The sequence below is a fragment of the Microbispora hainanensis genome (assembly GCF_036186745.1).
Classification (GTDB): domain Bacteria; phylum Actinomycetota; class Actinomycetes; order Streptosporangiales; family Streptosporangiaceae; genus Microbispora.
In genome coordinates, this window is sequence record NZ_CP108086.1 from 3,733,592 (window position 1) to 3,756,179 (window position 22,588).

Here is a 22,588-nt window from a genome sequence, read left to right on the forward strand (position 1 = left end):
CATCTGGTCAGATCATCGCGCGCTTGGTCCGCTGCGCCTAAACTCCATCCACTGTCGTGGTCGTGTAACACCAAAGCGGTGGCCACGGTAGCCTGCGGGGGAAACTGTGACAAACGCCCAAATCTCCCATACGCGTACGAATGAGGGGCCATGAAAGGACGCGTGCTGGTCGTCGACGACGACGCCGCTCTCGCCGAGATGCTCGGCATCGTCTTGCGCGGGGAGGGCTTTGAGCCGTCGTTCGTGTCCGATGGCGACAAGGCGCTCGACGCCTTCAGGGACACCCGGCCGGACCTCGTCCTGCTCGACCTGATGCTTCCCGGTGCCGACGGCATCGACGTCTGCCGCCGCATCCGCGCCGAGTCCGGCGTTCCGATCGTGATGCTGACGGCCAAGAGCGACACCATCGACGTGGTGCTCGGGCTGGAGTCCGGCGCGGACGACTACATCGTCAAGCCGTTCAAGCCGAAGGAGCTCGTGGCCCGCGTGCGCGCCCGCCTGCGCCGCACCGACGAGCCCACGCCCGAGATCCTGCAGATCGGCGACATCACGATCGACGTGGCCGGTCACTCGGTCAAGCGCGCCGAGGAGACCATCAACCTCACGCCGCTGGAGTTCGACCTGCTGGTCGCGCTGGCCCGCAAGCCCCGTCAGGTCTTCACCCGCGAGGTGCTGCTGGAGCAGGTCTGGGGCTACCGGCACGCCGCCGATACTCGTCTGGTGAACGTGCACGTCCAGCGCCTGCGCGCGAAGATCGAGAAGGACCCGGAGCACCCCGAGATCGTCGTCACGGTCCGGGGTGTGGGCTACAAGGCCGGCCCGGCGTAAGCTGCACGTCAGCGTCATGCCGGTCCCTGCGAGGAAACGCCGTCGCCGGACCCCGGGCCAGATCGCCCGCGGGGTCCGCAGACGCGCGCGCCGCCTCGCGGGCAGGCTGCGGCACGTCTGGCGGCGTTCGCTCCAGCTCCGCGTCGTCACCAGCACGCTCGTGCTGTCGATGGCCGTGGTGGTCGTCCTCGGCGTCTTCCTGATGCAGTCGATCGTCGCCTCGGTGCTGACCAGCACCGAGGTGTCCGCGGTCGAGGAGTCGCGGGCGAACATCGCGACCGCGAGCGGCTACCTCACCCAGCCCGCGGACTCGACCGACATCACGCAGGACGCCACCGACCAGGGGCAGACGCTGAACCCCGTCGACGCGGCGGCCAAGGCGCTGACCGACCGCTCCGGAGGCCGCTACGACGTCGTCATCTTCAACGACGCGTCGGTCGGCGAGGGCCGGGCGTCCGGGCAGATCGACTGGACGAGCATCCCGGCCTCCATGCGGGTGAAGGTCCAGAACAGCGACGAGCAGACGCTCCTGGCCCAGACCGTGAAGATCCGGTACATCGGCGCGAAGCAGCCCGAGAGCGCCTGGTTGGTGGGCGGCCGGGTGAACGGGACCTATGAGATCTACCACGTCTTCCCGCTCGGCGACGAGGAGAAGACGCTGCTCACGGTGCAGCAGATGGTCTTCGGCGCGGGAGCCGCGCTCGTGCTGCTGCTGGCCGGCGTCGCCTCGCTGGTCACCCGCCAGGTGGTCACCCCCGTACGGCTCGCGCGCCAGGCGGCGGAACGGCTCGCCGCAGGCCGGCTGGAGGAGCGGCTCAAGGTGCGCGGGGAGGACGACCTCGCCCGGCTGGCGACCTCGTTCAACGAGATGGCGTCCAACCTCGCCGTGAAGATCCACCAGCTGGAGGAGCTCTCCCAGGTGCAGCGGCAGTTCGTCTCCGACGTCTCCCACGAGCTGCGCACGCCGCTGACGACGGTCCGCATGGCCGCCGACCTGCTCTACGAAGGGCGCGAGGACTTCGACCCCGCCTCCGCGCGGGCCGCCGAGCTCATGCAGAACCAGCTCGAACGCTTCGAGTCGATGCTCGCCGACCTGCTGGAGATCAGCCGCTACGACGCCGGGGCGGCCACCCTCGACCTCGACCCCGTCGACATGCGCGACGTGGTCCTGCGCGCCGTGGGCGACTCCGAGGCGCTCGCCGAGCGGCAGGCCACCCGCTTCGAGCTGCGCCTGCCCAACGAGCCGTGCATGGCCGAGGTGGACAGCCGCAGGGTCGAGCGCATCCTGCGCAACCTGCTCTTCAACGCCATCGAGCACGGCGAGGGCAAGGACATCGTCGTCACGCTCGGCGCCGACCGCGACGCGGTGGCCGTGGCCGTACGCGACCACGGGGTCGGCCTCAAGCCGGGCGAGGAGACGATGGTGTTCGACCGCTTCTGGCGGGCCGACCCCTCGCGCGCCCGGACCATCGGCGGCACCGGCCTCGGCCTGGCGATCTCGCGGGAGGACGCCATGCTGCACGGCGGCTGGCTCCAGGCGTGGGGCGCGCCGGGGGAGGGCAGCCAGTTCCGCCTGTCGCTGCCGCGCGTGGCGGGAACCCCGCTGCGCGGCTCGCCGCTGCCGCTCGTGCCCCCGGAGGTCGAGATGCGGCGCACGTGGCGCGGTCACGCCACGCCGGTCCTGACCCCCGCGCCCGCGGAGACGGCGCCGAGGGTGCGGGAGAACGTGGACGCGGGGGCATTCGATGCGGCGGACTGAGCGGCTCGGCGTCCGCCGCCTGACCGCGGCCGTGGGGACGGCGCTCGTCCTGGTCTCGGGCGGGGCGGGGTGCGCCACCGTGCCCACGAGCGGCAGCCCCCGCGTCGCCCAGGAGGACCACGGCAAGGACACGCTCAGCCAGCCGTACGTGCGGCTCATCGCGACCCCGCCCAAGAAGGGCGCCCCGCCCGAGGACATCGTGAGGGGCTTCCAGGCCGCCATGGCCGCCTTCGACGATCCCGGCCTCACCATCGCCAGGGAGTACCTCACCCCCGGCGCGGTCAAGCGCTGGAACCCCTGGCGGCAGACCCGCATCTACGAGGGCAAGATCGAGTCGGACCACACGCTGGACCTCCAGAAGGCCATGCGGACGACGGTGACGCTGAAGGGCACGGCGGTCGCCACCATCGACCCCGAGGGCAGGTCGACCCCGGCCGCCGGCACCATCGGCGAGCCGTTCACGCTGGTCAAGCAGGACGGCGAGTGGCGGATCGACGTGCTCTCCGACGGCCGCCTGCTGTCGTACGACGACCTGCAGCGCGCGTACCGGAGGGTGGACCTGTACTACCCGCCGGCCACCGGTGAGGTCGGTCTCGTGGCCGACAGGGTGTGGGTGCCGATCGAGCCCAGCAGGGGAGTGCCCGAGACGCTGGTCCGCCGCCTGCTCGCCGGGCCGACCTCCTCCATCAGGAACGCGGTGAGCAGCGCGTTCCCGCCGGGCACGGAGCTCAACCGGATCACCGTCGAGGGCGACACGGTCGTGCTCGACTTCTCCTCCGAGCTGGAGTCGGTGCCCGCCGACCGCCTCGACGCGCTCAAGGCGCAGCTCGTATGGACGCTCGGCGAGCTGGTCACCGGCCGCACCGTCGAGATCCGCGTGAACGGCGAGTCGGGGAGGCGGTTCCGGCCCGCCGACTACGCCCGCTATGACCCGAACGTGCTGACCGGCTCCCTGCAGGCCTACTACATGCAGGGCGGCAGGCTGCTGCAGTTCAAGGAGAAGGGCGACGGCACCCCGGTGCCGGGCGCGGCCGGCGAGCAGACCGGGAAGTTCTCCCAGCCCGCCGTCTCCAACCCCAACGCGTTCCCGGCCCAGGTGGCCGCCCTGCTCAACGGCGACGGCGTCTACGTCGCCCCGATGACCCCGGGCAGCCAGTGGCAACGGTGGATCGCGGGCGGCGACATGAGCCCGCCCTCCTGGGACCGCTACGGCGCCGTCTGGTCGGCCGAGAGGGTGAACCCGCACGAGAGCCAGGTCTGGACGGCGGAGAACGGCCGGGCCCACCGCGTGGACGTCGACGACGAGCTGTCGTACGGACGGATCCTCGAACTGCGGGTCTCCCGCGACGGCGCCCGGGTCGCGGCGATCGTCGACGACGGCCTCGGCACCTCCGTGAAGATCGGCACGATCGTCCGCAACGGCCAGCAGACGCGGATCGAGTCCGTACGTACGCTGATCGAGCCGCGCGACGCCCGCAAGATCAAGGACATCGCCTGGCAGGACGCCGCCGACCTGCTCGTGCTGTCCGAGGGCAGCAGCGGCCAGGAGCTGGCCACCTGGTCGGTGATGGAGGGTGTGGTCCCCAACGACGGCCCCATCAAGCTCGACTCGAAGATCAAGTCGATCGCGGCCGTGCCTGACCACGTGCTCGCGGCGGCCGACGAGGGCCAGGTGCTCACCTACAGCGTGGACAAGCACGCCTGGACCCCGCGCGCCGACAAGGGCGCCACCGACCCCGTCTATCCCCTCGGCTGAGCCGGCGTGGAGTGACGAGCCGGGGAACTGTCGGTGGCGGACGGCAAGCTGAGGGCGTGCCGTCCGCCCTGCTCGATCTGATCCTCCCGCCGCGCTGCGCCGGATGCGGCGCGCCGGGCGCCCTCGCCTGCTGCTCCTGCCGGGCCGAGCTGCTGCGGGAGCCGGCCCCCCGGCCGCCGGACCCGCCGCCTCCCGGCCTGCCCGACTGCTGGTCGGCCACCGCCTACGACGGCGCGGCCCGCCGGATGATCCTCGCCTGCAAGGAACGCGGCCGTACGGCGCTGGTGCCGGTCCTGGCGGCCTCCGTGAGCGCCTGTGTGACCGCCTGGGCGGCAGGCAGGGGAGTGTTTCGCGGGGTGTGGCTGGTGCCCGTTCCGAGCGCACGGGCCGCCTCCCGCCGCCGTGGGCACGACCCCGTCCGCGCCGTCGCCGCTGCGGCGGCCCGTCAGTTGTGCCGGCGCGGCAGGCCCGCAGCTCTAGCGCCCCTGCTGCGGCAGAGCAGGCGCGTGGCCGACCAGGCGGGGCTGGGATCGGTGGAGCGGGCCGTCAACCTGTCGGGAGCGTTCGAGGTCGTGCCGGGCGCGGCGGCGCGCCCACGGCCGTCTGACGGCTGTCTGGAGGCCGCCGACGTGGTCCTGGTGGACGACATCGTCACGACGGGGACGACGCTGGCGGAGGCGGCCAGGGCGCTGCGCGCCGCCGGAGCGGAGCCGTCCGCGGCGGTGACCATCGCGGCGACACGCCGGAGATGCCGGGTTGGCGAATATCACAGACCGTAAAACCTTGGGTAAGAGCGCGGCGTGTCGCCGGGACGTGAGCGCCTGCCGACTCCGGGGCGACTTGCCTGCTCAACACAGGTGTGGATGCTCCGGTTGCGGGGATTCCCAGAATATGACCACGAATTTTCCGGCGGTGAGATGGCAACCGGGATCACGCAAAGTGATCGTTTAGCGGATCTCCTGGCTGACATCCGAGGCGGTAGCGACTAGCGTTCAGACATGGCACCCGTTCGGGTCCGTGGTTGCGCCGGGCCGACTCCCTCGCGGGGTTCGGCCTGGTTAGCCGATGCCAGCCGCAGGCGAAACGGCCCACGTAAGGCGACTCTTGGTCGACCGATCACGGTGCGGCTTAGAGGTAAGTCCTGCCCTCCCGGGGGTCCAGATGTCCCCCGTAAGAGGAGAAGGGCAGTAGTGGCGAGTGAGCTGCGAACCCCTCAGCAGGCGGATGTGGGGACGAAGACCAGGTCGGCCGGACGGGTGTCCAAGAGCGCGTGCACCACCGTCGATGTGCGAAGGGGGGCTTTGCGTGGAAATCATCGTCAAGGGACGGCACACCACTGTGGGTGACCGGTTCCGCGATCAAGTGACGTCCAAGCTGGCCAGGATCCAGAAGCTCAACAACAAGCTCATCCAGGTCGACGTAGAGGTCTCGAAGGAACCCAACCACCGGCAGAGCGGGCAGCGTGAACGGGTGGAGCTGACCATCCACTCGCGGGGCCCAGCGATCCGCGCGGAGGCCTGCGCGGACGACCGGTTCTCGGCGCTGGACATCGCCATCGGCAAACTGGAGGAACGGCTGAGGCGGCTAGCCGATCGCCGCAAGATCCATCACGGGAAGAACTGCCCTCCCTCGATGGCAGAGTTCACCGCGGTGACCGAGAACGCGCAGGAGGTGGTCACGAGCGTCCGGGAGGAGCCGGAGCCGGTCGCCGAGATCCCGGCCGAGACCGCCGGTGGGCGGGCCCGGAGTTCCGAGCCCATCGTGCCCATCGAGATGGACGGCGAAGGACCGCTGATCGTACGCGAGAAGTTCCACAAGGCCGACCCCATGACGATCGATCAGGCGCTCCTGGAAATGGAGCTCGTCGGACACGACTTCTACCTCTTCCGCGACAAGGAAGGGGGTCAGCCGAGCGTCGTCTACCGACGCCGCGGCTACGACTACGGAGTCCTCAGGCTCGTGGAGAGCTAGCACCTCGCCCAGCGTGGGCCGGACCTCGCTCAACGGGGCCGGCCCACGCTCGTACACCCATCCACGGGCACCTGGCGACACTCTCGGATCATTCCTACGGTCAGGTCGCTCGTTCCGGATTCTTCACGCATTCCGTGTCACCGAAGATGTTGATTCCGACGGGTGACTCTCCCACTCCGGCGCTGATGCCGCCCACACCTGCGCGTTCGGCGCCGGCCACGCGAGTACGGCTGTAGTTGATGGTCCAGCCGCGTTGCCGCAGCACTGTGAGGACTTGTTGGAACACGTCGTCCGGGTTGAGATCCTTGTCGGTTGCGTCGCTGTGGACATTGATGGCGCTTTTGACGCTGGTGTGTTCGGTGCCGACCGGCCCACCGCAAGGTGAGTCCTTCACCTGTACGGCGACGAGGGGCTCGGCGTCGGGGAAGACCGCCCGGATGATGGCATTGGCCTCGGTGATGAGCACCTGACGAGATTGTTCGGGGGTCATCTCCACTTCCGGTACGCGCATGCAGCCGGCCAGGGGAATGGGCAGGCATAGCATCGCGATGATGGCGCGGCGGTTCCGGGACAGGGAGATCATTTGGTCTGTTGGTCACTCATCACGATGGGTAGCGGAATTGGGTAGCAGTTCGGCACACGCTCGCCAGCATGAGGGGGTGTCGGAGCGTTTGGAAACCTATCTATCAGGGTTCTTCACGCATTCCGTGTCGCCGCCGATGTTGATTCCGACAGGGGATTTTGGCACCCCCACACTGATGCCGCCCACGCCTTTGCGTTCGGCACCGGCCACGCGACCTTTCGTGTAGTTGATGGTCCAGCCGCGTTGCCGCAGCACTGTGAGGACTTCCCGGAACACCTCGTCCGGATCGGACGTGTCGTTCGCGGTGTCGCTGCGAACCGTGAGGACACTTGTCACGCTCGTGTCGTCGGTACCGACAGGCCCGCCACACGGCGCATCCTTCACCTGTACGGCGACGAGAGGCTCGGCGTCAGGGAACACTGCCCGGATGATGGCCTTGGCCTCCGTGATGAGAACCTGACGAGATTCCTCAGGGGTCATATTTATCTCCGGTCCACGTGTGCAGGCGCTCACAAGCGCGAGCGGGGCTAGGACTGTGGCGAGGAGGCGAAGTTTGAGCGGAAAGGTCATCTCTGGTCGGGTCCGGCTTCCGTGAGGGATTTGCCGACGATCTGCGCGATGTCCTGCGGGGCGAAGTAGCCGCCGAGGCCGGAGTCGGCGAGCGTTGTCGTCGTCAGGGCAATGAGCGTGGGTACGTCCGTGCTGCCGTTTATCGCCCCTCGGATAATCGGCTCGAACGCCGTGGCGAGTGCTCCCGCCTTCCATTGCGGGACCCTGCTCTGTAGTTCCTTGACCAGGACCCGCACGTTGGCGGCGCCGAACTGTTCGTCATCCAGTTTCGGCGACCCCATAAAGGTCTGAACACACCCGTCGCCGGTGAGGATGGTCTGCAGGTTGTTCAACCCTGTGTTCTTCTGCATGTAGTACTCGGAGTGACCGGACGACCGGCCGGTGGCCAGCCGTCGGATGTCGGCCATCTCCGCAGGATCCTTGCCGTGTGCTTCCGTGTAGGACACCCAGTCGCCTGGGGCGCGCATGGCGAACACCTGGGTGCCGGGTTTCAGCTTGAGATCGGCCGCGCTCTTGATGGTGGGGCCGAGTCCCGGGCTCCCCATGAACACGACCGAGTCGAACGGCGTCCCCTCCTGCAGGGCCTTGCTGGACAGCAATGTGCCGTAGCTGTGGGCGAACAGGGCGAACTTCGCACCCTTGGCCGCCTCCAGCCCGGCACGGAACGAATGCAGTGCGGGGGCACCGGCCTCGGCCTTGGCAGGCAGCACGGAGTCGCCGAACTCAGGCGTGTCATAACCGAGCCACGTGATGACCGCGCTCTCCGGCAGATCCCTCTTGGTCTCGGGATCTCTCAAGAGCAGCGTGGCGTCTCGCGCTATGTCGTGGTAGTTGTCGAGCCGGTTGGTGATGCCGGGGACCATGACGGCGACGTGTTCGGCCTTGGCGAGGTCGCCGAAGACCTCCGCGACGCGGCCGTCGCCAGCCGGATCGAACAGCAGGAACTGGCGCGGGACGGACCGGCCGTCGCCGGTCACCCGCGGCTGGAGGAATTCCGTCATGCGGGCCACCCGCTTCTCCAGAAGCGTCACCTGGGGACTTTTGGGGTCGGTGGCCTTCAAGGCGGCCAGGTCCTTCTGTTCATGGGTGAGGGCGCGCTCGATCAGGAGCCGGTTGGCGGCGTAGCGCACTGTGGCCGGCGCGCCGTCCAGTCGCCCGACCACGTCGGGCTGTTCGATCGCGAGCCAGGATCGTTCGGCGGCGGTCAGTTTGCCGAAGAATTTTCGGATCGCCTGAACTCGCTGCTCCGGAGTGGATGCGGCGTTGTCGCTGATGACCTTTTTCAGGTCTTTCCGCAGCCGGATTTTGTCATCACCGGAAATGGTCCCGACTGCGGTGGTCAGGCCGAATGTGGACAATGCGCCGAATGGGTCCCCGCCCTTTTCCGCTGCGCGGACGATAGCGGCCCGGTTGCCCAGTTCTGTGGCGGTGTCCCCGGCCCACCGCAGCATGGCCGCCAGTGGAGTGGCCTGGGCCTGTCCCACGAGTTGGCAGGCCCGCTTGTAGTACTGCTCCGCCAGTTGTCGTTTGTCGGTGAGAAGCTTGGCCAGTTGTTCCAGATCGTCCGCGTCGACCACCCGTTCCGGCTCCACAGGACTAAAACCTAGCCCGTCGTTGCACAATGTGGAAGGATTCTTACGCCACCCGCCTGGATCGGATGGAATAACGGGGATGTCTCTGCATGATGATTTGAGCCGGTTGGCACATGAACATGAGGATCTGGCCGAGGCGATTGATGAAGTGCTGCAGCCGGTCGGCGTCCTGATGGACCGGATGAGTTGGAAGGGCCCGCATCGGGATCGGGTGCAGGCCGAGCTGGGAGCGATGCGGCGCGGCACCGGGACGGTCAGTGGAAGCCTGCGAGAACGGGCCGTGCTGCTCAGGGGCGCGGCGGCGGCCGTCCCCCCAACGCCCACACCGGGGATCTCGCAGCCGCCGTCTCCGGCGGATCTGGTGAGAGGAGTTCTCCGCCAGATGAGCCCAGTGGGGCCCGTCGTATCTGACGTGCTCTCCCGGTACGGCCTCCTCTGAGAAACCGGGCCTTACGATGCCGGCCGAAAAGCCGCGACATCGAAGCAGAGTGCGTGATTCGGGGGTGTGGGCACTTATCGTGAAGAGGATGAGCACGTTCCGCGCAGCAGGTGTCGTTCACCCAGGTATGTCCTGGTGCCGGGGGTAGTAACGCCTCGACGAAGATCCACACCGGTTCCCGAACCGTGCCATGATGGCGATCCAGCGTCCTTGGCCCCCGCAAGGAGGTTCCGTGACCCGACCCGACGAGGCGGCCCGAGCAGCCGGTCGCAGCGAGCCGATCCGTGTGCTGATCGTCGACGATCACGCGCTGATCCGCCGCAGCCTGGAGCTCGCGCTGGCCGCGGAGGCGGATATCGAGGTGGTCGGCGAGGCGAGCGACGGCCAGGAGGCCGTGGAGCTCGCGGACCGGTTGATGCCGGACGTGGTCCTGATGGACGTCCGCATGCCGAGGCTGGACGGCATCGGGGCGACCCGGAAGATCAAGGAGTCGGTGCCGAGCACCCGGATCATCATGCTCACCGTCAGCGACGAGGAGGAGGACCTCTTCGAGGCGATCAAGGCGGGTGCGACGGGCTATCTGCTCAAGGACGTCCAGATCGACGAGGTGCCCGACGCCGTGCGCGGCGTCCACGAGGGGCAGTCGCTCATCAACCCCGCGATGGCGGCCAAGCTGATCAGCGAGTTCGCGAACATGAGCCGCAAGGAGGCCGAGCGGCCTCCCCAGCTCCCGGTTCCCCGCCTGACCGACCGGGAGATGGAGGTGCTGCGCCTCGTCGCGAAGGGTATGAACAACCGCGAGATCGCGAAGGACCTGTTCATCTCCGAGAACACGGTGAAGAACCACGTCCGCAACATCCTGGAGAAGCTCCAGCTCCACTCGCGCATGGAGGCCGTGGTCTACGCAGTGCGCGAGCGGCTGCTGGAGATCACCTGATCGGCCGGCCCGGGCCGCCGGCCACCGCGGCGCGCAGCGGGGCCTCCAGGTCGGCCGCGCCGACCCGCTCCACCCGCACGTCGGTGCAGCCGACCCAGCTCGCGGCCTCCCACAGGGCGTCGCTCATGGCCTCCACGGCCCTGGCCCGGCCGCCGGGCTCGAAACCGACCTGCTTGGCGACCAGCGTGGCGCCCTCACGGGCGGGGTCGACCCTGCCGATGATCCGCCCGCCCGCGAGCACCGGCATCGCGAAGTAGCCGTGCACCCGCTTGTCCTTCGGGACGTACGCCTCCAGGCGGTGGTTGAGGCCGAACACGCGCTCGGCCCGCGCCCGCTCCCAGATGAGCGAGTCGAACGGCGACAGCGGCGTGGTGCGGTGCCGCCCACGCGGCTCGCTCTCCAGCGCCGCGGGGTCCGCCCAGGCGTTCGGGCCATGCGGGTCCGTGCCGCGCCGTGCGGGCCAGCCGGACACCCGTACGGGCACGAGGCCGGCGGCGCCGCTCAGCAGCGCCTCGTCGAGCATGGCGGCGTGTTTGCCCTTGACGCGGGTGAAGTCGACCAGGTCGGCCCGGGTCGCCACGCCGAGCGACCGCCCGGCGATCGTGGTCAGCCGGGTCACGCACTCGTCGTCGGACAGATCCTGGGCGAGCAGGTCCGCCGGGACGGCGCGCTCGGCGAGCTCGTAGACGCGCCGCCAGCCGACGCGGCGGGTGCAGACGACCTCACCGATGTCGAGCAGGAACTCGATGGCGATCTTGGTGTCCGACCAGTCCCACCACGGCCCTCCGTTCTTGGCGCCGCCGATGTCGGCCGTGGTGAGCGGGCCGTCCGAGCGCACCTGCTCGAGGACCTTGTCGACCACGGGCGGCACCTCGTGCCAGCGGTAGCGCCGGTCCCGGTACGCGCGGCGGCGGAAGGCGTACAGCGGCCACTGCTCGATGGGCAGGATGCAGGCGGCGTGGCACCAGTATTCGAAGGCGCGGGCGGGATCGTCCCAATAGGCCCGCTCGACCGCGGAGCGGCCGACCGCCCCGAGGCGCGCGTACGCGACGAGCTCGTGGGAGCGGGCCAGGACGGAGATGGTGTCGAGCTGGACGGCGCCGACGCGCCGCAGCATGCCGGGGACGCCGCCGCCGCGGGCGGTGGCGCCGAGGAAACCCTGGGCCCGGAGGATGATCCTGCGGGCCTCGTCTGCGGTCAGGTCGGTCACAGCCAGAGATGCTAGACGCTGTGACCGACAAAACCCCTACGGCGGTTCGGGGGCTGCCTCAGGAGCTGATGGACCGGTGCTCGAAGGGCGAGTGGTGCTCCTGGACCGGGATCTGGCGGGGCGCGTCCACGATCACGTCCGAGAAGATGTCGAACGCGAGCGCGAGCAGCCCGCCGACCGCGCAGATGCCGACGCCGATCCAGACGAAGAGCCAGTTGGGGCCGAGGGTCAGCGCCACGCCCCCGAGCGTGAAGCCGATGAGGATGATGATGACGGCAAGCCAAGATTTGGCGCTTCCCGCGTGGCTGCCCTGGTGTCCGCTCTGTGCCATACCCCGTTTTCTACCTGATGGCAGTGGTGGTCGGAACATCGGGGGAACCCCTGGCGGCGGTTTTCCCCCATGAGTTATGCGATTGTGCCGCGGCGCTCCGTCGATAGCAGGTGGGTGTGTCTGGTACTGGAACCGCCTACGATGGCTAGCGGGGAAGTATGTCTCGTCCTCACACCCCGGTGATCAACCGAGGTAGACCTGCGAGGAGCTTTACTAAAAGTGCCAGCCATTCTCGACAAGATCCTTCGCGCCGGCGAAGGCAAGACTCTGCGGAAGCTCAAGCGCATCGCCGAGCAGGTCAACTCCATCGAAGAGGACTTCAAGAGCCTGTCCGACGCCGAGCTCCGCGCGCTGACCGCCGAGTACAAGCAGCGTCACGCCGAGGGCGAGTCCCTCGACGACCTGCTCCCCGAGGCGTTCGCGACCGTACGCGAGGCCGCCCGCAGAGTGCTCGGGCAGCGTCACTTCGACGTGCAGATCATGGGTGGCGCCAACCTGCACATGGGCAACATCTCCGAGATGCGCACCGGTGAGGGCAAGACGCTCACCTGTACTCTTCCCGCCTACCTCAACGCGATCTCGGGCAAGGGCGTCCACGTCGTCACGGTCAACGACTACCTGGCCAAGCGCGACGCCGAGACCATGGGCCGCGTCCACCGCTTCCTCGGCCTGGAGGTCGGGGTCATCCTGGCCAACATGTCGCCGGAGGAGCGCCGCAAGCAGTACAACGCCGACATCACGTACGGCACGAACAACGAGTTCGGCTTCGACTACCTGCGCGACAACATGGCGTGGTCGATCGAGGAGTGCGTCCAGCGCGGCCACAACTTCGCCATCGTGGACGAGGTCGACTCGATCCTGATCGACGAGGCCAGGACCCCGCTCATCATCTCCGGCCCGGGCGAGCAGTCGGGCAAGTGGTACCAGGAGTTCGCCAAGATCGTGCCCCGGCTGCGGCGCGGCACCGAGGGCAAGGACGGCGAGGAGAGCACCGGCGACTACGTCGTCGACGAGAAGAAGCGCACCGTCGGCATCCTCGAAGCGGGCGTGGAGAAGGTCGAGGACTGGCTCGGCATCGACAACCTCTACAAGCCCGAGCACACCCACCTCGTGCAGTTCCTCAACAACGCCCTCAAGGCCAAGGAGCTGTTCAAGAAGGACAAGGACTACATCGTCGTCGACGGCGAGGTCCTGATCGTCGACGAGTTCACCGGGCGCGTGCTGCACGGCCGTCGCTACAACGAGGGCATGCACCAGGCCATCGAGGCCAAGGAAGGCGTGAAGATCAAGGACGAGAACCAGACTCTCGCCACGATCACGCTGCAGAACTACTTCCGCCTCTACGACAAGCTCGCCGGCATGACCGGTACGGCGGCCACCGAGGCGAACGAGTTCCACCAGACCTACAAGCTGGGCGTCGTCCCGATCCCGACCAACCGGCCGATGGTCCGCAAGGACCAGCCCGACGTGGTCTACAAGACCGAGGACGCCAAGTTCCAGGCCTGCGTCGAGGACATCAAGGAGCGCTACGAGAAGGGCCAGCCGGTCCTCGTCGGCACCACCAGCGTCGAGAAGTCCGAGAAGCTGTCGCGGATGCTCAAGCGTCAGGGCGTGCCCCACGAGGTGCTGAACGCGAAGAACCACGCGCGTGAGGCCGCGATCGTCGCCGAGGCGGGCCGCAAGGGCGCCGTCACCGTGGCGACCAACATGGCCGGTCGAGGCACCGACATCATGCTCGGCGGCAACCCCGAGTTCCGCGCCGACCTTGAGCTGCACCAGCGCGGCCTGTCGCCGACGGAGACTCCGGAGGAGTACGAGAAGGCCTATCCCGAGGCGCTGGAGAAGGCCAAGGAGGCCGTGAAGGCCGAGCACGAGGAGGTCACCGAGCTCGGCGGGCTCTACGTGCTGGGCACCGAGCGGCACGAGTCGCGGCGCATCGACAACCAGCTCCGCGGCCGTTCCGGCCGTCAGGGCGACCCCGGTGAGTCGCGCTTCTACCTCTCGCTCGAAGACGACCTCATGCGGCTGTTCAACTCGGCCAGGGTCGAGATGATCATGACGCGGCTCAACATCCCGGACGACGTGCCGATCGAGTCGGGCATGGTCTCCAAGGCCATCGCCTCCGCGCAGCACCAGGTCGAGCAGCAGAACTTCGAGATCCGCAAGAACGTCCTCAAGTACGACGAGGTCATGAACCGCCAGCGCACGGTGATCTACGCCGAGCGGCGGCGGGTGCTGGAGGGCGCCGACCTGCACGAGCAGGTCCGCGGCTTCGTCACCGACGTCGTGGACGACTACGTCAAGGGCGCCACGGCCGAGGGTTTCGCCGAGGAGTGGGACCTCGAGAAGCTGTGGAAGGCGTTCGGCCAGCTCTACCCGATCTCCTTCACCGTCGACGAGCTCATCCAGCAGATCGGTGGCGACCGCGAGGAGCTCACGGCGGAGATCATCGCCGAGAAGGTCAAGGAGGACGCGCTCGCGGCCTACGACCGCCGCGAGGAGCAGCTCGGCTCCGAGGCGATGCGCGAGCTGGAGCGCCGGGTCATCCTGTCGGTGCTCGACCGCAAGTGGCGCGAGCACCTCTACGAGATGGACTACCTCCAGGAGGGCATCGGCATGCGTGCCTATGCCCAGAAGGACCCGCTGATCGAGTATCAGCGCGAGGGCTACGAGATGTTCTCCGCGATGCTCGACGGCATCAAGGAGGAGTCGGTCGGCTACCTGTTCAACCTCGAGGTCGAGGTGCAGGCCAACCCGATCGTCGAGGAGAACGCCGAGGAGGACACGGCGCTCGCCGAGACCGGCTCGATCATCGCCCGCGCGCTGCGGCAGCCGTCGCGGCCGACCGAGATGGTCTACACCGCGCCGGGCGAGAGCGGCGACGTGGAGGTCAACCGGGTGCGGTCGACCCCCGAGCAGCGCGCCGCGTACGGTGACACCGAGCGCAACGCGCCCTGCCCCTGCGGCTCGGGCAAGAAGTACAAGCGCTGCCACGGCGACCCGCGCAACCAGCAGGCGTGACCTGAGAGCGTGACCTGAGAGGGACCCCGCCGGGCGATGCCCCGGCGGGGTCCTTCGCGTCCTACGCCGTCTCGAAGTCGGTGACCAGCCACTGCACGCCCCGCCGCTCCAGCCGTACGGCGAGCACGCGGCTGCGCGTCCCGCAGTGGACGAGCAGGCACATCTCGATGACTCCGTCGCGGGGGCGCTGCACGTGGGGGAGGCCGGTCAGGGGCGGCCGCTCGGTATCGATCATCTTCCCGGCCCGGACCAGCTCGCGGTAGGCCCGCTCGGTCAGCCGGTCATGGACGGTCTCCGGCGGCCTGCGACCGGCCAGGACCTCCGCGAGCGCCTGGCCGAGCCCCCGCAGGCGGCGCTCGTCCGTGGGCGTGCCCGTACGGGCCGGGAGGGGGGCCAGGGCGAGTGCGCCGTACGTGGCGGGATGGGTGATGTGGCCGCCGCCGTCACGCTCGTCGTAGGGAGGATCGGCCGGGGGGACGGACGCGAGCCGTGGCAGGGGGACGGGCTTGGGCATCGGGACTCCGCTCTCTGCGCCGTGAACCTGACTGACGTCTTAAAGAGGTTGCGGTCATCCGCCCTGATACGAGAAAACGCCAACTTTGCCGAGCCGCGGGCCTTTGTGCAGAGGTTCGTCCGGGAAGATTCCGGCCAGGTTCCCGCGGGTTGGCGGGGTCACCGCGGATTTGGGCGCGGGCCTGCCGGCCATTAGCGGCATCCGCAATGCGGGAAAACAACAGGGGCGCCCGGGATCACCGGGCGCCCCTGCTCCCTGAGAGGGGAACCTGACGCGTCAGGCGCGGGCCCGCGCCGTGTCGGCGCTCTCCCCCGAGTCCACGTCGGGCTCGGGTTCGCGACCGGGCGTCATGATGTTCAGCTTCTTGATCAGGAAGCTGAAGATCACGTAGTAGACGACGAAGTAGATGACGCCGATCAACATGATCAGCCAGAAGTTGTGCGTGTTGTCCTTCGTCGCGTTCAGGGCGGCGTCGATCGCGCCGGCGGAGAACCCGAAGCCGAGCCGTCCGTCGAGGGCCGCGACCACGGCCATCGAGATGCCGGTGAGCAGCGCGTGGGCCGCGAACAGGATCGGGGCGACGAAGATGAACGCGAACTCGATCGGCTCGGTGATGCCGGTGACGAACGAGATCAGGGCGGTGGAGAGCATGATGCCGCCGACCGTGGCGCGGCGGTGCGGCGGCGCGGCCCGCCACATGGCGATCGCGGCGGCCGGCAGGCCGAACATCATGACCGGGAAGAAGCCCGCCATGAACGCGCCCGCGCCGTCCTGGCCCGCGAAGTAGCAGTTCAGGTCGCCCGTGGCGTGCGTGGCGCCGACGGTGCACTCCGGCACGGTGAACCAGACGATCGAGTTGACGAAGTGGTGCAGGCCGAAGGGGATGAGGCCCCGGTTCACGATCCCGTAGATGCCCGCGCCGATCGTGGCGTTGCCGGCGAGCCAGTCGCCGAAGCTGCTCAGGCCCTGCCCGATCGGCTGCCAGATCAGGCCGAAGACCACGCCGAGGACGAGCCCGGCCAGCGCGGTGAGGATCGGCACGAAGCGGCGGCCGCCGAAGAAGGCCAGATAGGCGGGGAGTTTCGTCCGGTAGTACTTCTGCCACAGGATGGCCGCGACAAGGCCCATGAGGATGCCGCCGAGCACTCCGGTCGGGTTGGCCGACGCGAGGTTGAGCACCTCTGTCGGCTTGCCGTCCGCCCCCAGGACGGACTGGACCACCTTCGTGTGCACCGCCGAGTCCGCGGAGGCGTCGAAGAACATCAGGTGGGTGACCCGGTCCCAGACGAGGTAGCCGACCACGGCCGCAAGGGCGGTGGAGCCGTCGGCACGGCGGGCGAAACCGACCGCGACGCCGACCGCGAACAGCAGCGGCAGCGCGTCGAACAGTGCGCCGCCCGCGCCGCCGATGACCTGAGCGATCTTGTCGAGCGTCGCGTTGTCCGTACGGCCGAGGAGGTCGTCCTGGCCGATCCGGAGCAGGAGAGCCGCGGCGGGCAGCGCGGCGATCGGAAGCATCAGCGAGCGGCCGATGCGGGAAAGCGCGGTCATCACCGCGTTCTGGCCGGCAGGTGCTGCGGGCAGGCCCGCGTCGGCGGAGGTGGAACTCATCTGGTGTTCCTCCAGGATGGGGGGACTACTAGAGGCGTCGGGCCGGGGCTCCGAGGAGCGTCCGGAGCTGGTAGCGGTCGGCGCGATAGGTGGAGACGCCGAGTTCGGCGCATACCCCGCCGGCGAAGGACCGGCGCTGCAGCAGCAGCACGGCCCCGCCCCGGGGCAGTTTGAGCAGATCGGCGTCGCTCGGGTCGGCGAGCCCGCCGTCGATGGTCAGCTCCCCGGCGTCCATCACGAGTCCGTAGCGCGACTCGAGCAGGGCGTACAGGGATCGTCCGGTCAGGTCGTAGGCATCGAGATCGGGTGCGAGCGCCACCGGGATGTGGGCGCGCTCGATGCTCAGCGGTTCCCCGTCCGCCGTGCGCAGCCGCTCGATGAAGTGGACGGCGTCTCCCGGCTGGATGCCGAGCTGCCGTGCGAGGTGGGCACTGGCCCGGACCACCCGCCGGTCCAGGTCGCGGGAGCCCGGCTCCATGCCGCGCGCCCGCATGTCGTCGGTGAAGGAGGTGAGTTGGAGCGCCAGCTCGATTTTCGGGCGGGCCACGAACGTTCCCTTACCCGGGACGCGGTGCAACCGGCCCTCGGACACCAGGTGGTCGACGGCCTGTCGTACCGTCATACGAGACAGGTCGTAACGCTGGCTCAGGTCACGCTCGGAGGGGATCGCCGCGCCGATCGGCAGCTCGTTGCTCTCGATGAGGTCGAGCAGGATCTCCCGTAGCTGGAAATACTTGGGCACCGGGCTGTCCGGATCGATCTGGGCCACTGATCCCTCCCCTCTCGCTCAGGATCGTCCGAATAAGTTAAGGTTCTTACTGGTCTAGTCCGGACTAGACCACAGCCGGGAAATGTGTGTCAATGTATGGGCCGGCGACGGATCGATAACGGACAAATCTCGCCAGAGCAGAGGGAGATCATCAATGACGACCAGGATGCGCGGTGAGATCGCCGAGCAGCCCGCGGCGATCCGGGCGACGCTGGACGCCCTTCTGCCGAGGACCGGTGAAGTCGAGGCGGTCGCACGCGACACGCGCCACTTGCTGTTCGTCGCCCGCGGGACCTCGGACAACGCGGCGGTGTACGGCCGTTATCTGATCGAGGCGCGGGCGGGCCGGATGGCCGCCATGGGCGCCCCCTCGGTCGCCACCACCTACCGCCGCAAGCTCGACCTCGACGGCGTGCTGGCCGTGGGCCTGTCCCAGTCGGGCCGTACGGAGGAGATCGTCGAGACCCTCCAGTGGGCGAAGGACTGCGGCGCGAAGACCGTCGCGATCACCAACGGCGGCGAGGAGTCGCCGCTGGCCCAGGCCGCCGACCTCGCGCTGTGCACGCTCGCCGGCGAGGAGAAGGCCGTCCCGGCCACGAAGACCTACACGACCCAGCTCGCCGCGCTGGCCGTGCTCGCCATCGGCCTCGGCGCCGACGTCGACCCCGACGACCTGCGCCGGGTGCCGGACGCGGTGGAGAAGCTGATCTCCGACCCCGGTGACCTGGACGCCGTCGTCGAGGGCCTGGCCGACAAGCCCGGCGTCGTCGTGTCCGGCCGCGGCCTGGCGTTCTCGACCGCGCTGGAGCTGGCGCTCAAGCTCAAGGAGGCGTGTTACCTGCACGCCATGGGCCTGTCGTACGCCGACCTGCTGCACGGTCCGATCGCGGTCGTGGACGCCGAGACCCCGGCGATCCTGGTGGCGGCGGGGGAGGGCCCGACGCTGGCGGGCACGGTCGCGCTGGCCGAGCGGGTCACCGGCGCGGGCGCCGCCGCCTTCGGCGTCGGGGGCGGCGAACGGCTCGCCGCGGCCTCGACCGCCGCCCTGAACGGTCCGGACCTGCCCGAGTGGGTGGCCCCGCTGGGACTCATCGTCCCCGGGCAGTTGCTCACCGAGGCGCTCGCGCGCAGGCTCGGTATCGACCCCGATTCCCCCCGCGGTCTGAAGAAGGTCACGCAGACCGACTGACGGCAGGCCGTTCGATACAACAGGAGGACCCCATGGCTGCAGACGCCGAGGCGATCATCGCCGGGCTCGGTGGCGCCGACAACATCATCGAAGTGGAGCCGTGCATCACCCGGCTGCGCACCGAGGTGCACGACGCCTCGAAGGTGGACCAGGCCGCGCTCAAGGCGGCCGGCGCCCACGGAGTGATGGCGGCGGGCAACGTCGTCCAGGTCGTGGTGGGCCCCGAGGCCGACACCATCGCCAGCGACATCGAGGACATCATCGGCTGAACCGGGAGATCGTCGCGGGTCCGCCGGTCTCTTCGGCCGGACCTGTGACGACGCCTGCCCGGATCTCAGGGAAGGGCTCTTCATTGACGACTGTTCTCGCCCCGGTCGCGGGGGCGGCCATCGGTCTCGCCGCCGTGCCGGACCCGGTGTTCGCGCAGGCGATGGTCGGCCCGGGGACCGCGATCGACCCCCTCAGGGAGCCCGTCGAGGCCCTGGCCCCGATCGACGGCACGATCGTGAAGCTGCACCCACACGCGTACGTCGTGGTGGGGGACGACGGCAGGGGCGTGCTGGTGCATCTCGGCATCGACACCGTGCAGCTCAAGGGCGAGGGCTTCCGCCTGCTCGCGGCCGAGGGGGACCGCGTCGGCGCGGGGCAGCCCGTCGTGGCCTGGGACCCCGCGGCGGTCGAGGCCGGCGGGCGCTCGCCGGTCTGCCCGGTGGTGGCGCTCGACGCCGTGGCGGACTCCGTCGGCGGGCTCGCCGAGGGCAGCGTGAGCGCGGGCGACCCGCTCTTCGAGTGGTCGTGATCAGGTGACCGCTCAGGTGACGACGGCCGCGCTCTTCGACCTCGACGGCACTCTGGTCAACACCGAGATCCGCAACCGTGCCCTGTGGCGGATGTTCCTGGAGGACCACGGCATCACGTTCGACGACACGCTGTTGCGAAGCGTCGTGGGCCGTCGCGGGGTGGACGTCATCCCCGAGGTGCTGCCCGGTCTGGACCCGCAGGTTGTGATGGAGGAGATCCGCTCCTATTACGACCATCCGGACCTGCCCGACATCGTGCCGGTGCCGGGGGCGGCGGAGCTGGTGGCCCGGGTGGCGGAGCAGGGGGCTCCGCTGGCCCTGGTCACCTCGGCCCAGCGATGGTGGGCGGTGGAGCGGCTCACCGAGATCGGCGTGGTGGAGATGGTGCGGACCATCGTCTCCGCCGAGGACGTGACCGTGGGGAAGCCGGACCCGTCCGGCTATCTCAAGGCGGCGGATCTGCTCGCCGTGGACCCGGCCGCGTGTGTGGTGTTCGAGGACTCGCTCGCGGGGATAGCGGCGGCCCGGGCCGCGGGTATGACCTGCGTCGCGGTGGCCACCACGCATCATCCGGATGAACTGTCACACGCGGATCTGGTAGTACCCGATATGTCGGGTATTGACTGGCCTTTGACGGAACTACCGGCGGTCTAGACCACCGCCGCAGGAGGAGGAAATCGTGGCCGAACGCACAGTCAGCGTCGCGTCCGAGGTCGGGCTGCACGCCCGCCCGGCGGCGACGTTCGTGCAGACCGCGGCGAAGGCGCCCTACGACGTCACCGTCGCCAAGGCGGGCGGCTCGCCGGTGAGCGCGAAGAGCATCCTGTCGGTCCTCGCGCTCGACGTACGGCAGGGGGAGTCGATCGTCATCCGCGCGGAGGGCGACGGCGCCGAAGAGCTGCTCGACGAGCTCGCCAAGATCGCCTCGGCCTCCTGACGCCAGTGGACGGGCAGCGGACGACGGGGATGACAGCGGGGGACGAGACCGGCACTGTGCTGGCCGGCACTGGGGTGAGCCCGGGCGCGGGATATGGGCCGGCCCATGTGCTCGCGGGTGAGATCCCCGAGCCCGACAAGGAGGCGCGCCACGACGGCGACGCCGCCGCCGAGCGGTCCCGCGCGGAGCGGGCGGTCGAGGAGGTGGCCGCCGACCTGGAGGCGCGCGGCGCCCGGGCGGGCGGCGAGGCCCAGGAGGTGCTCGGCGCGCAGGCGCTGATGGCCCGCGACCCGAGCCTGGCCATGGAGGTCGGCGAGCTCATCGAGCAGGGCGTGGCCGCCCCGCGCGCCGTCTTCGACGCCTTCGGCAGGTATCGGGACCTGCTCGCGGCGGCCGGCGGCTATCTGGCCGAGCGCGTGACGGACCTCGACGACATCCGCGACCGGGTGATCGCCGTGCTCACCGGGCTGCCCATGCCCGGCGTGCCCACCAGCGCCGACGAGCCGTTCGTGCTCATCGCCAAGGACCTCGCCCCCGCCGACACCGCCCTGCTGTCCAAGGACGTGGTCGCCGCGTTCGTCACCGAGCAGGGCGGGCCGACCAGCCACACGGCGATCCTCGCCCGCTCGATGGGCGTGCCCGCCGTCGTGGGCTGCGCCGGTGCGACCGCGATCGCCCCCGGCACCCCCGTGCTGGTCGACGGCGCGTCCGGGCAGGTGCTGCTCGCCCCGGACCCGGCCCGCGTGACCGAGGCGCGCGCCGCCGACGAGGCGCGGCGGGCGGTGCTGTCGGCGGCCACCGGCCCCGGCGCGACCGCCGACGGCCACCCCGTTCCCCTGCTCGCCAACATCGGCGGCCCCCGCGACCTGGAGAGCGCGCTGGCCAACGGCGCCGAGGGCGTCGGCCTCTATCGCACCGAGTTCCTCTTCCTCGACCGGGAGACCGCGCCGTCGGGAAGCGAGCAGGAGGAGGCCTATCGGGCGGTGTTCGAGGCGTTCCCCGAGGGCCGTGTGGTGGTGCGCACGCTCGACTCGGGCGCCGACAAGCCGCTGGCGTTCCTGCCGCCGCCGGAGGAGGAGCCGAACCCGGCGCTCGGCGAGCGCGGCCTGCGCATGTTCCGCCGCTATCCGGAGATCATGACCGCCCAGCTGGGCGCGCTGGCCAGGGCCGCCGCCGGCGTCCCGGCCAAGGTGCAGGTCATGGCGCCCATGGTGGCCACCGTCGAGGAGGCCGAGTGGTTCGCCGAGGCCTGCCGTACGGCGGGGCTCGACGGCGCGGGCATCATGATCGAGGTGCCGTCGGCGGCGCTGCGGGCGGCGGACCTCATCCGGGCCGTCGAGTTCTTCTCGATCGGCACCAACGACCTCACGCAGTACGCACTCGCCGCCGACCGCCAGGTCAGCGCCGTCGCCGGGCTGCAGGACCCGTGGCATCCGGCCGTGCTCGACCTGATCGCGACGGCGGCCTCCGCCGCCTCCGCGGCGGGCAAGGGCTGCGGGGTCTGCGGCGAGGCCGCGGCCGATCCGGTGCTCGCCTGCGTGCTGGTCGGCATGGGCGTCACCTCGCTGTCCATGGGCGCCCCCGCGCTGCCCTGGGTGCGCGCCGCCCTGGCACGGCACACGCTCGCGCAGTGCCGCGACGCCGCCGCCGCGGCGCGTTCGGCCACGTCGGCGCAGGCCGCGAAGGCCGCCGCGCGGGCGGAGCTGCCGGGCCTGGACGCGCTCGCGCTCTGACCGGCCGTGACCGGGTTCCGGCCCGGTCACAGCCGGAC

Annotated in this window: 22 protein-coding genes; 14 read left to right on the forward strand and 8 right to left on the reverse strand. The window is 69.7% G+C overall.

Annotated features, from left to right (window positions below; all coding sequences use genetic code 11):
• The first annotated feature begins 150 nt into the window (after positions 1 to 150).
• The 5 genes from mtrA to hpf all read left to right on the forward strand — a co-directional run bounded on the left by mtrA (position 151) and on the right by hpf (position 6,314).
• Entirely contained in the window at positions 151 to 828 is a 678-nt protein-coding gene (mtrA, locus tag OHB01_RS17600; protein WP_036327899.1) for an MtrAB system response regulator MtrA, read from the forward strand.
• Between the two features lie 16 nt (positions 829 to 844).
• Positions 845 to 2,587 (forward strand): MtrAB system histidine kinase MtrB, encoded by a 1,743-nt coding sequence (gene mtrB / locus OHB01_RS17605; RefSeq protein WP_142648107.1) that lies wholly within the window; start codon positions 845 to 847, stop codon positions 2,585 to 2,587.
• Positions 2,574 to 4,343 carry an LpqB family beta-propeller domain-containing protein gene (locus OHB01_RS17610; RefSeq protein ID WP_142648108.1) on the forward strand — a complete coding sequence of 590 codons (1,770 nt, stop codon included), beginning with the start codon at positions 2,574 to 2,576 and terminating at the stop codon, positions 4,341 to 4,343. Before mtrB ends, OHB01_RS17610 begins: the two co-directional genes overlap by 14 nt.
• Positions 4,344 to 4,399: 56 nt before the next feature.
• Entirely contained in the window at positions 4,400 to 5,122 is a 723-nt protein-coding gene (locus OHB01_RS17615) for a ComF family protein (RefSeq protein WP_142648109.1), read from the forward strand.
• A gap of 526 nt (positions 5,123 to 5,648) precedes the next feature.
• Positions 5,649 to 6,314, forward strand: coding sequence for a ribosome hibernation-promoting factor, HPF/YfiA family (hpf, locus tag OHB01_RS17620; RefSeq protein ID WP_142648110.1), 666 nt, complete (start codon positions 5,649 to 5,651; stop codon positions 6,312 to 6,314).
• A gap of 100 nt (positions 6,315 to 6,414) precedes the next feature.
• On the opposite strand, the gene OHB01_RS17625 is transcribed toward hpf, so the two are convergent.
• The 3 genes from OHB01_RS17625 to OHB01_RS17635 form a co-directional block, all read right to left on the reverse strand.
• Entirely contained in the window at positions 6,415 to 6,897 is a 483-nt protein-coding gene (locus tag OHB01_RS17625; protein WP_328855673.1) for a hypothetical protein, read from the reverse strand.
• A 96-nt stretch (positions 6,898 to 6,993) separates the two neighbouring features.
• Complete coding sequence (locus tag OHB01_RS17630; protein WP_147944446.1) at positions 6,994 to 7,377, reverse strand: hypothetical protein; 384 nt, start codon at positions 7,375 to 7,377, stop codon at positions 6,994 to 6,996.
• Between the two features lie 86 nt (positions 7,378 to 7,463).
• Positions 7,464 to 9,044, reverse strand: coding sequence for an alpha/beta hydrolase (locus OHB01_RS17635; RefSeq protein ID WP_147944445.1), 1,581 nt, complete (start codon positions 9,042 to 9,044; stop codon positions 7,464 to 7,466).
• A gap of 94 nt (positions 9,045 to 9,138) precedes the next feature.
• Between OHB01_RS17635 and OHB01_RS17640 the strand changes: the two genes are divergently transcribed.
• Positions 9,139 to 9,498, forward strand: a complete 360-nt coding sequence (locus tag OHB01_RS17640) for a hypothetical protein (RefSeq protein WP_142648114.1) — start codon at positions 9,139 to 9,141, stop codon at positions 9,496 to 9,498.
• A 232-nt stretch (positions 9,499 to 9,730) separates the two neighbouring features.
• Positions 9,731 to 10,435, forward strand: coding sequence for a response regulator (locus tag OHB01_RS17645; protein WP_142623623.1), 705 nt, complete (start codon positions 9,731 to 9,733; stop codon positions 10,433 to 10,435).
• Here OHB01_RS17645 and OHB01_RS17650 read toward each other — a convergent pair.
• Both OHB01_RS17650 and OHB01_RS17655 read right to left on the reverse strand, forming a co-directional pair.
• Positions 10,428 to 11,645: a winged helix-turn-helix domain-containing protein gene (locus OHB01_RS17650; RefSeq protein ID WP_328855674.1), complete on the reverse strand. Its 1,218-nt coding sequence runs from the start codon at positions 11,643 to 11,645 to the stop codon at positions 10,428 to 10,430. The genes OHB01_RS17645 and OHB01_RS17650 overlap by 8 nt on opposite strands.
• A 58-nt stretch (positions 11,646 to 11,703) precedes the next feature.
• Entirely contained in the window at positions 11,704 to 11,976 is a 273-nt protein-coding gene (locus tag OHB01_RS17655) for an HGxxPAAW family protein (RefSeq protein WP_147944444.1), read from the reverse strand.
• Between the two features lie 219 nt (positions 11,977 to 12,195).
• On the opposite strand from OHB01_RS17655, the gene secA reads away from it, so the two are divergent.
• Complete coding sequence (secA, locus tag OHB01_RS17660; protein ID WP_142648116.1) at positions 12,196 to 14,997, forward strand: preprotein translocase subunit SecA; 2,802 nt, start codon at positions 12,196 to 12,198, stop codon at positions 14,995 to 14,997.
• A 61-nt stretch (positions 14,998 to 15,058) separates the two neighbouring features.
• Here the strand turns inward: secA and OHB01_RS17665 are convergent, their stop codons facing one another.
• The 3 genes from OHB01_RS17665 to OHB01_RS17675 all read right to left on the reverse strand — a co-directional run bounded on the left by OHB01_RS17665 (position 15,059) and on the right by OHB01_RS17675 (position 17,891).
• Positions 15,059 to 15,511: an Rv3235 family protein gene (locus OHB01_RS17665; RefSeq protein ID WP_142648117.1), complete on the reverse strand. Its 453-nt coding sequence runs from the start codon at positions 15,509 to 15,511 to the stop codon at positions 15,059 to 15,061.
• Positions 15,512 to 15,787: 276 nt separating this feature from the next.
• Entirely contained in the window at positions 15,788 to 17,122 is a 1,335-nt protein-coding gene (locus OHB01_RS17670; RefSeq protein WP_142648118.1) for a PTS transporter subunit EIIC, read from the reverse strand.
• Between the two features lie 28 nt (positions 17,123 to 17,150).
• On the reverse strand, positions 17,151 to 17,891 hold the full coding sequence (locus OHB01_RS17675) for a GntR family transcriptional regulator (RefSeq protein ID WP_142648119.1): 741 nt from the start codon (positions 17,889 to 17,891) through the stop codon (positions 17,151 to 17,153).
• Positions 17,892 to 18,045: 154 nt separating this feature from the next.
• Between OHB01_RS17675 and OHB01_RS17680 the strand changes: the two genes are divergently transcribed.
• From OHB01_RS17680 to ptsP, 6 genes are all read left to right on the forward strand, one after another.
• Complete coding sequence (locus tag OHB01_RS17680; protein ID WP_142623618.1) at positions 18,046 to 19,080, forward strand: SIS domain-containing protein; 1,035 nt, start codon at positions 18,046 to 18,048, stop codon at positions 19,078 to 19,080.
• Positions 19,081 to 19,112: 32 nt separating this feature from the next.
• Complete coding sequence (locus tag OHB01_RS17685) at positions 19,113 to 19,349, forward strand: glucose PTS transporter subunit EIIB (RefSeq protein WP_030509331.1); 237 nt, start codon at positions 19,113 to 19,115, stop codon at positions 19,347 to 19,349.
• Between the two features lie 83 nt (positions 19,350 to 19,432).
• Complete coding sequence (locus tag OHB01_RS17690) at positions 19,433 to 19,879, forward strand: PTS sugar transporter subunit IIA (protein WP_142648121.1); 447 nt, start codon at positions 19,433 to 19,435, stop codon at positions 19,877 to 19,879.
• A gap of 4 nt (positions 19,880 to 19,883) precedes the next feature.
• Positions 19,884 to 20,534, forward strand: coding sequence for an HAD family hydrolase (locus OHB01_RS17695; RefSeq protein WP_142648122.1), 651 nt, complete (start codon positions 19,884 to 19,886; stop codon positions 20,532 to 20,534).
• Positions 20,535 to 20,559: 25 nt separating this feature from the next.
• Positions 20,560 to 20,817, forward strand: a complete 258-nt coding sequence (locus OHB01_RS17700) for an HPr family phosphocarrier protein (RefSeq protein WP_142648123.1) — start codon at positions 20,560 to 20,562, stop codon at positions 20,815 to 20,817.
• A gap of 29 nt (positions 20,818 to 20,846) precedes the next feature.
• Positions 20,847 to 22,550, forward strand: a complete 1,704-nt coding sequence (gene ptsP / locus OHB01_RS17705) for a phosphoenolpyruvate--protein phosphotransferase (protein ID WP_328855675.1) — start codon at positions 20,847 to 20,849, stop codon at positions 22,548 to 22,550.
• Positions 22,551 to 22,588 lie beyond the last annotated feature (38 nt).

What these genes read in the sequence shown, in the direction of transcription:
- OHB01_RS17630 (WP_147944446.1), bottom strand. Translation starts at nt 7,377, where the DNA reads ATGACCCCTGAGGAATCTCGTCAGGTTCTCATCACGGAGGCCAAGGCC.
- ptsP (WP_328855675.1), top strand. Translation starts at nt 20,847, where the DNA reads ATGACAGCGGGGGACGAGACCGGCACTGTGCTGGCCGGCACTGGGGTG.
- OHB01_RS17625 (WP_328855673.1), bottom strand. Translation starts at nt 6,897, where the DNA reads ATGATCTCCCTGTCCCGGAACCGCCGCGCCATCATCGCGATGCTATGC.
- OHB01_RS17655 (WP_147944444.1), bottom strand. Translation starts at nt 11,976, where the DNA reads ATGGCACAGAGCGGACACCAGGGCAGCCACGCGGGAAGCGCCAAATCT.
- mtrA (WP_036327899.1), top strand. Translation starts at nt 151, where the DNA reads ATGAAAGGACGCGTGCTGGTCGTCGACGACGACGCCGCTCTCGCCGAG.
- OHB01_RS17670 (WP_142648118.1), bottom strand. Translation starts at nt 17,122, where the DNA reads ATGAGTTCCACCTCCGCCGACGCGGGCCTGCCCGCAGCACCTGCCGGC.
- OHB01_RS17665 (WP_142648117.1), bottom strand. Translation starts at nt 15,511, where the DNA reads ATGCCCAAGCCCGTCCCCCTGCCACGGCTCGCGTCCGTCCCCCCGGCC.
- mtrB (WP_142648107.1), top strand. Translation starts at nt 845, where the DNA reads ATGCCGGTCCCTGCGAGGAAACGCCGTCGCCGGACCCCGGGCCAGATC.
- OHB01_RS17640 (WP_142648114.1), top strand. Translation starts at nt 9,139, where the DNA reads ATGTCTCTGCATGATGATTTGAGCCGGTTGGCACATGAACATGAGGAT.
- OHB01_RS17610 (WP_142648108.1), top strand. Translation starts at nt 2,574, where the DNA reads ATGCGGCGGACTGAGCGGCTCGGCGTCCGCCGCCTGACCGCGGCCGTG.
- OHB01_RS17680 (WP_142623618.1), top strand. Translation starts at nt 18,046, where the DNA reads ATGACGACCAGGATGCGCGGTGAGATCGCCGAGCAGCCCGCGGCGATC.
- OHB01_RS17685 (WP_030509331.1), top strand. Translation starts at nt 19,113, where the DNA reads ATGGCTGCAGACGCCGAGGCGATCATCGCCGGGCTCGGTGGCGCCGAC.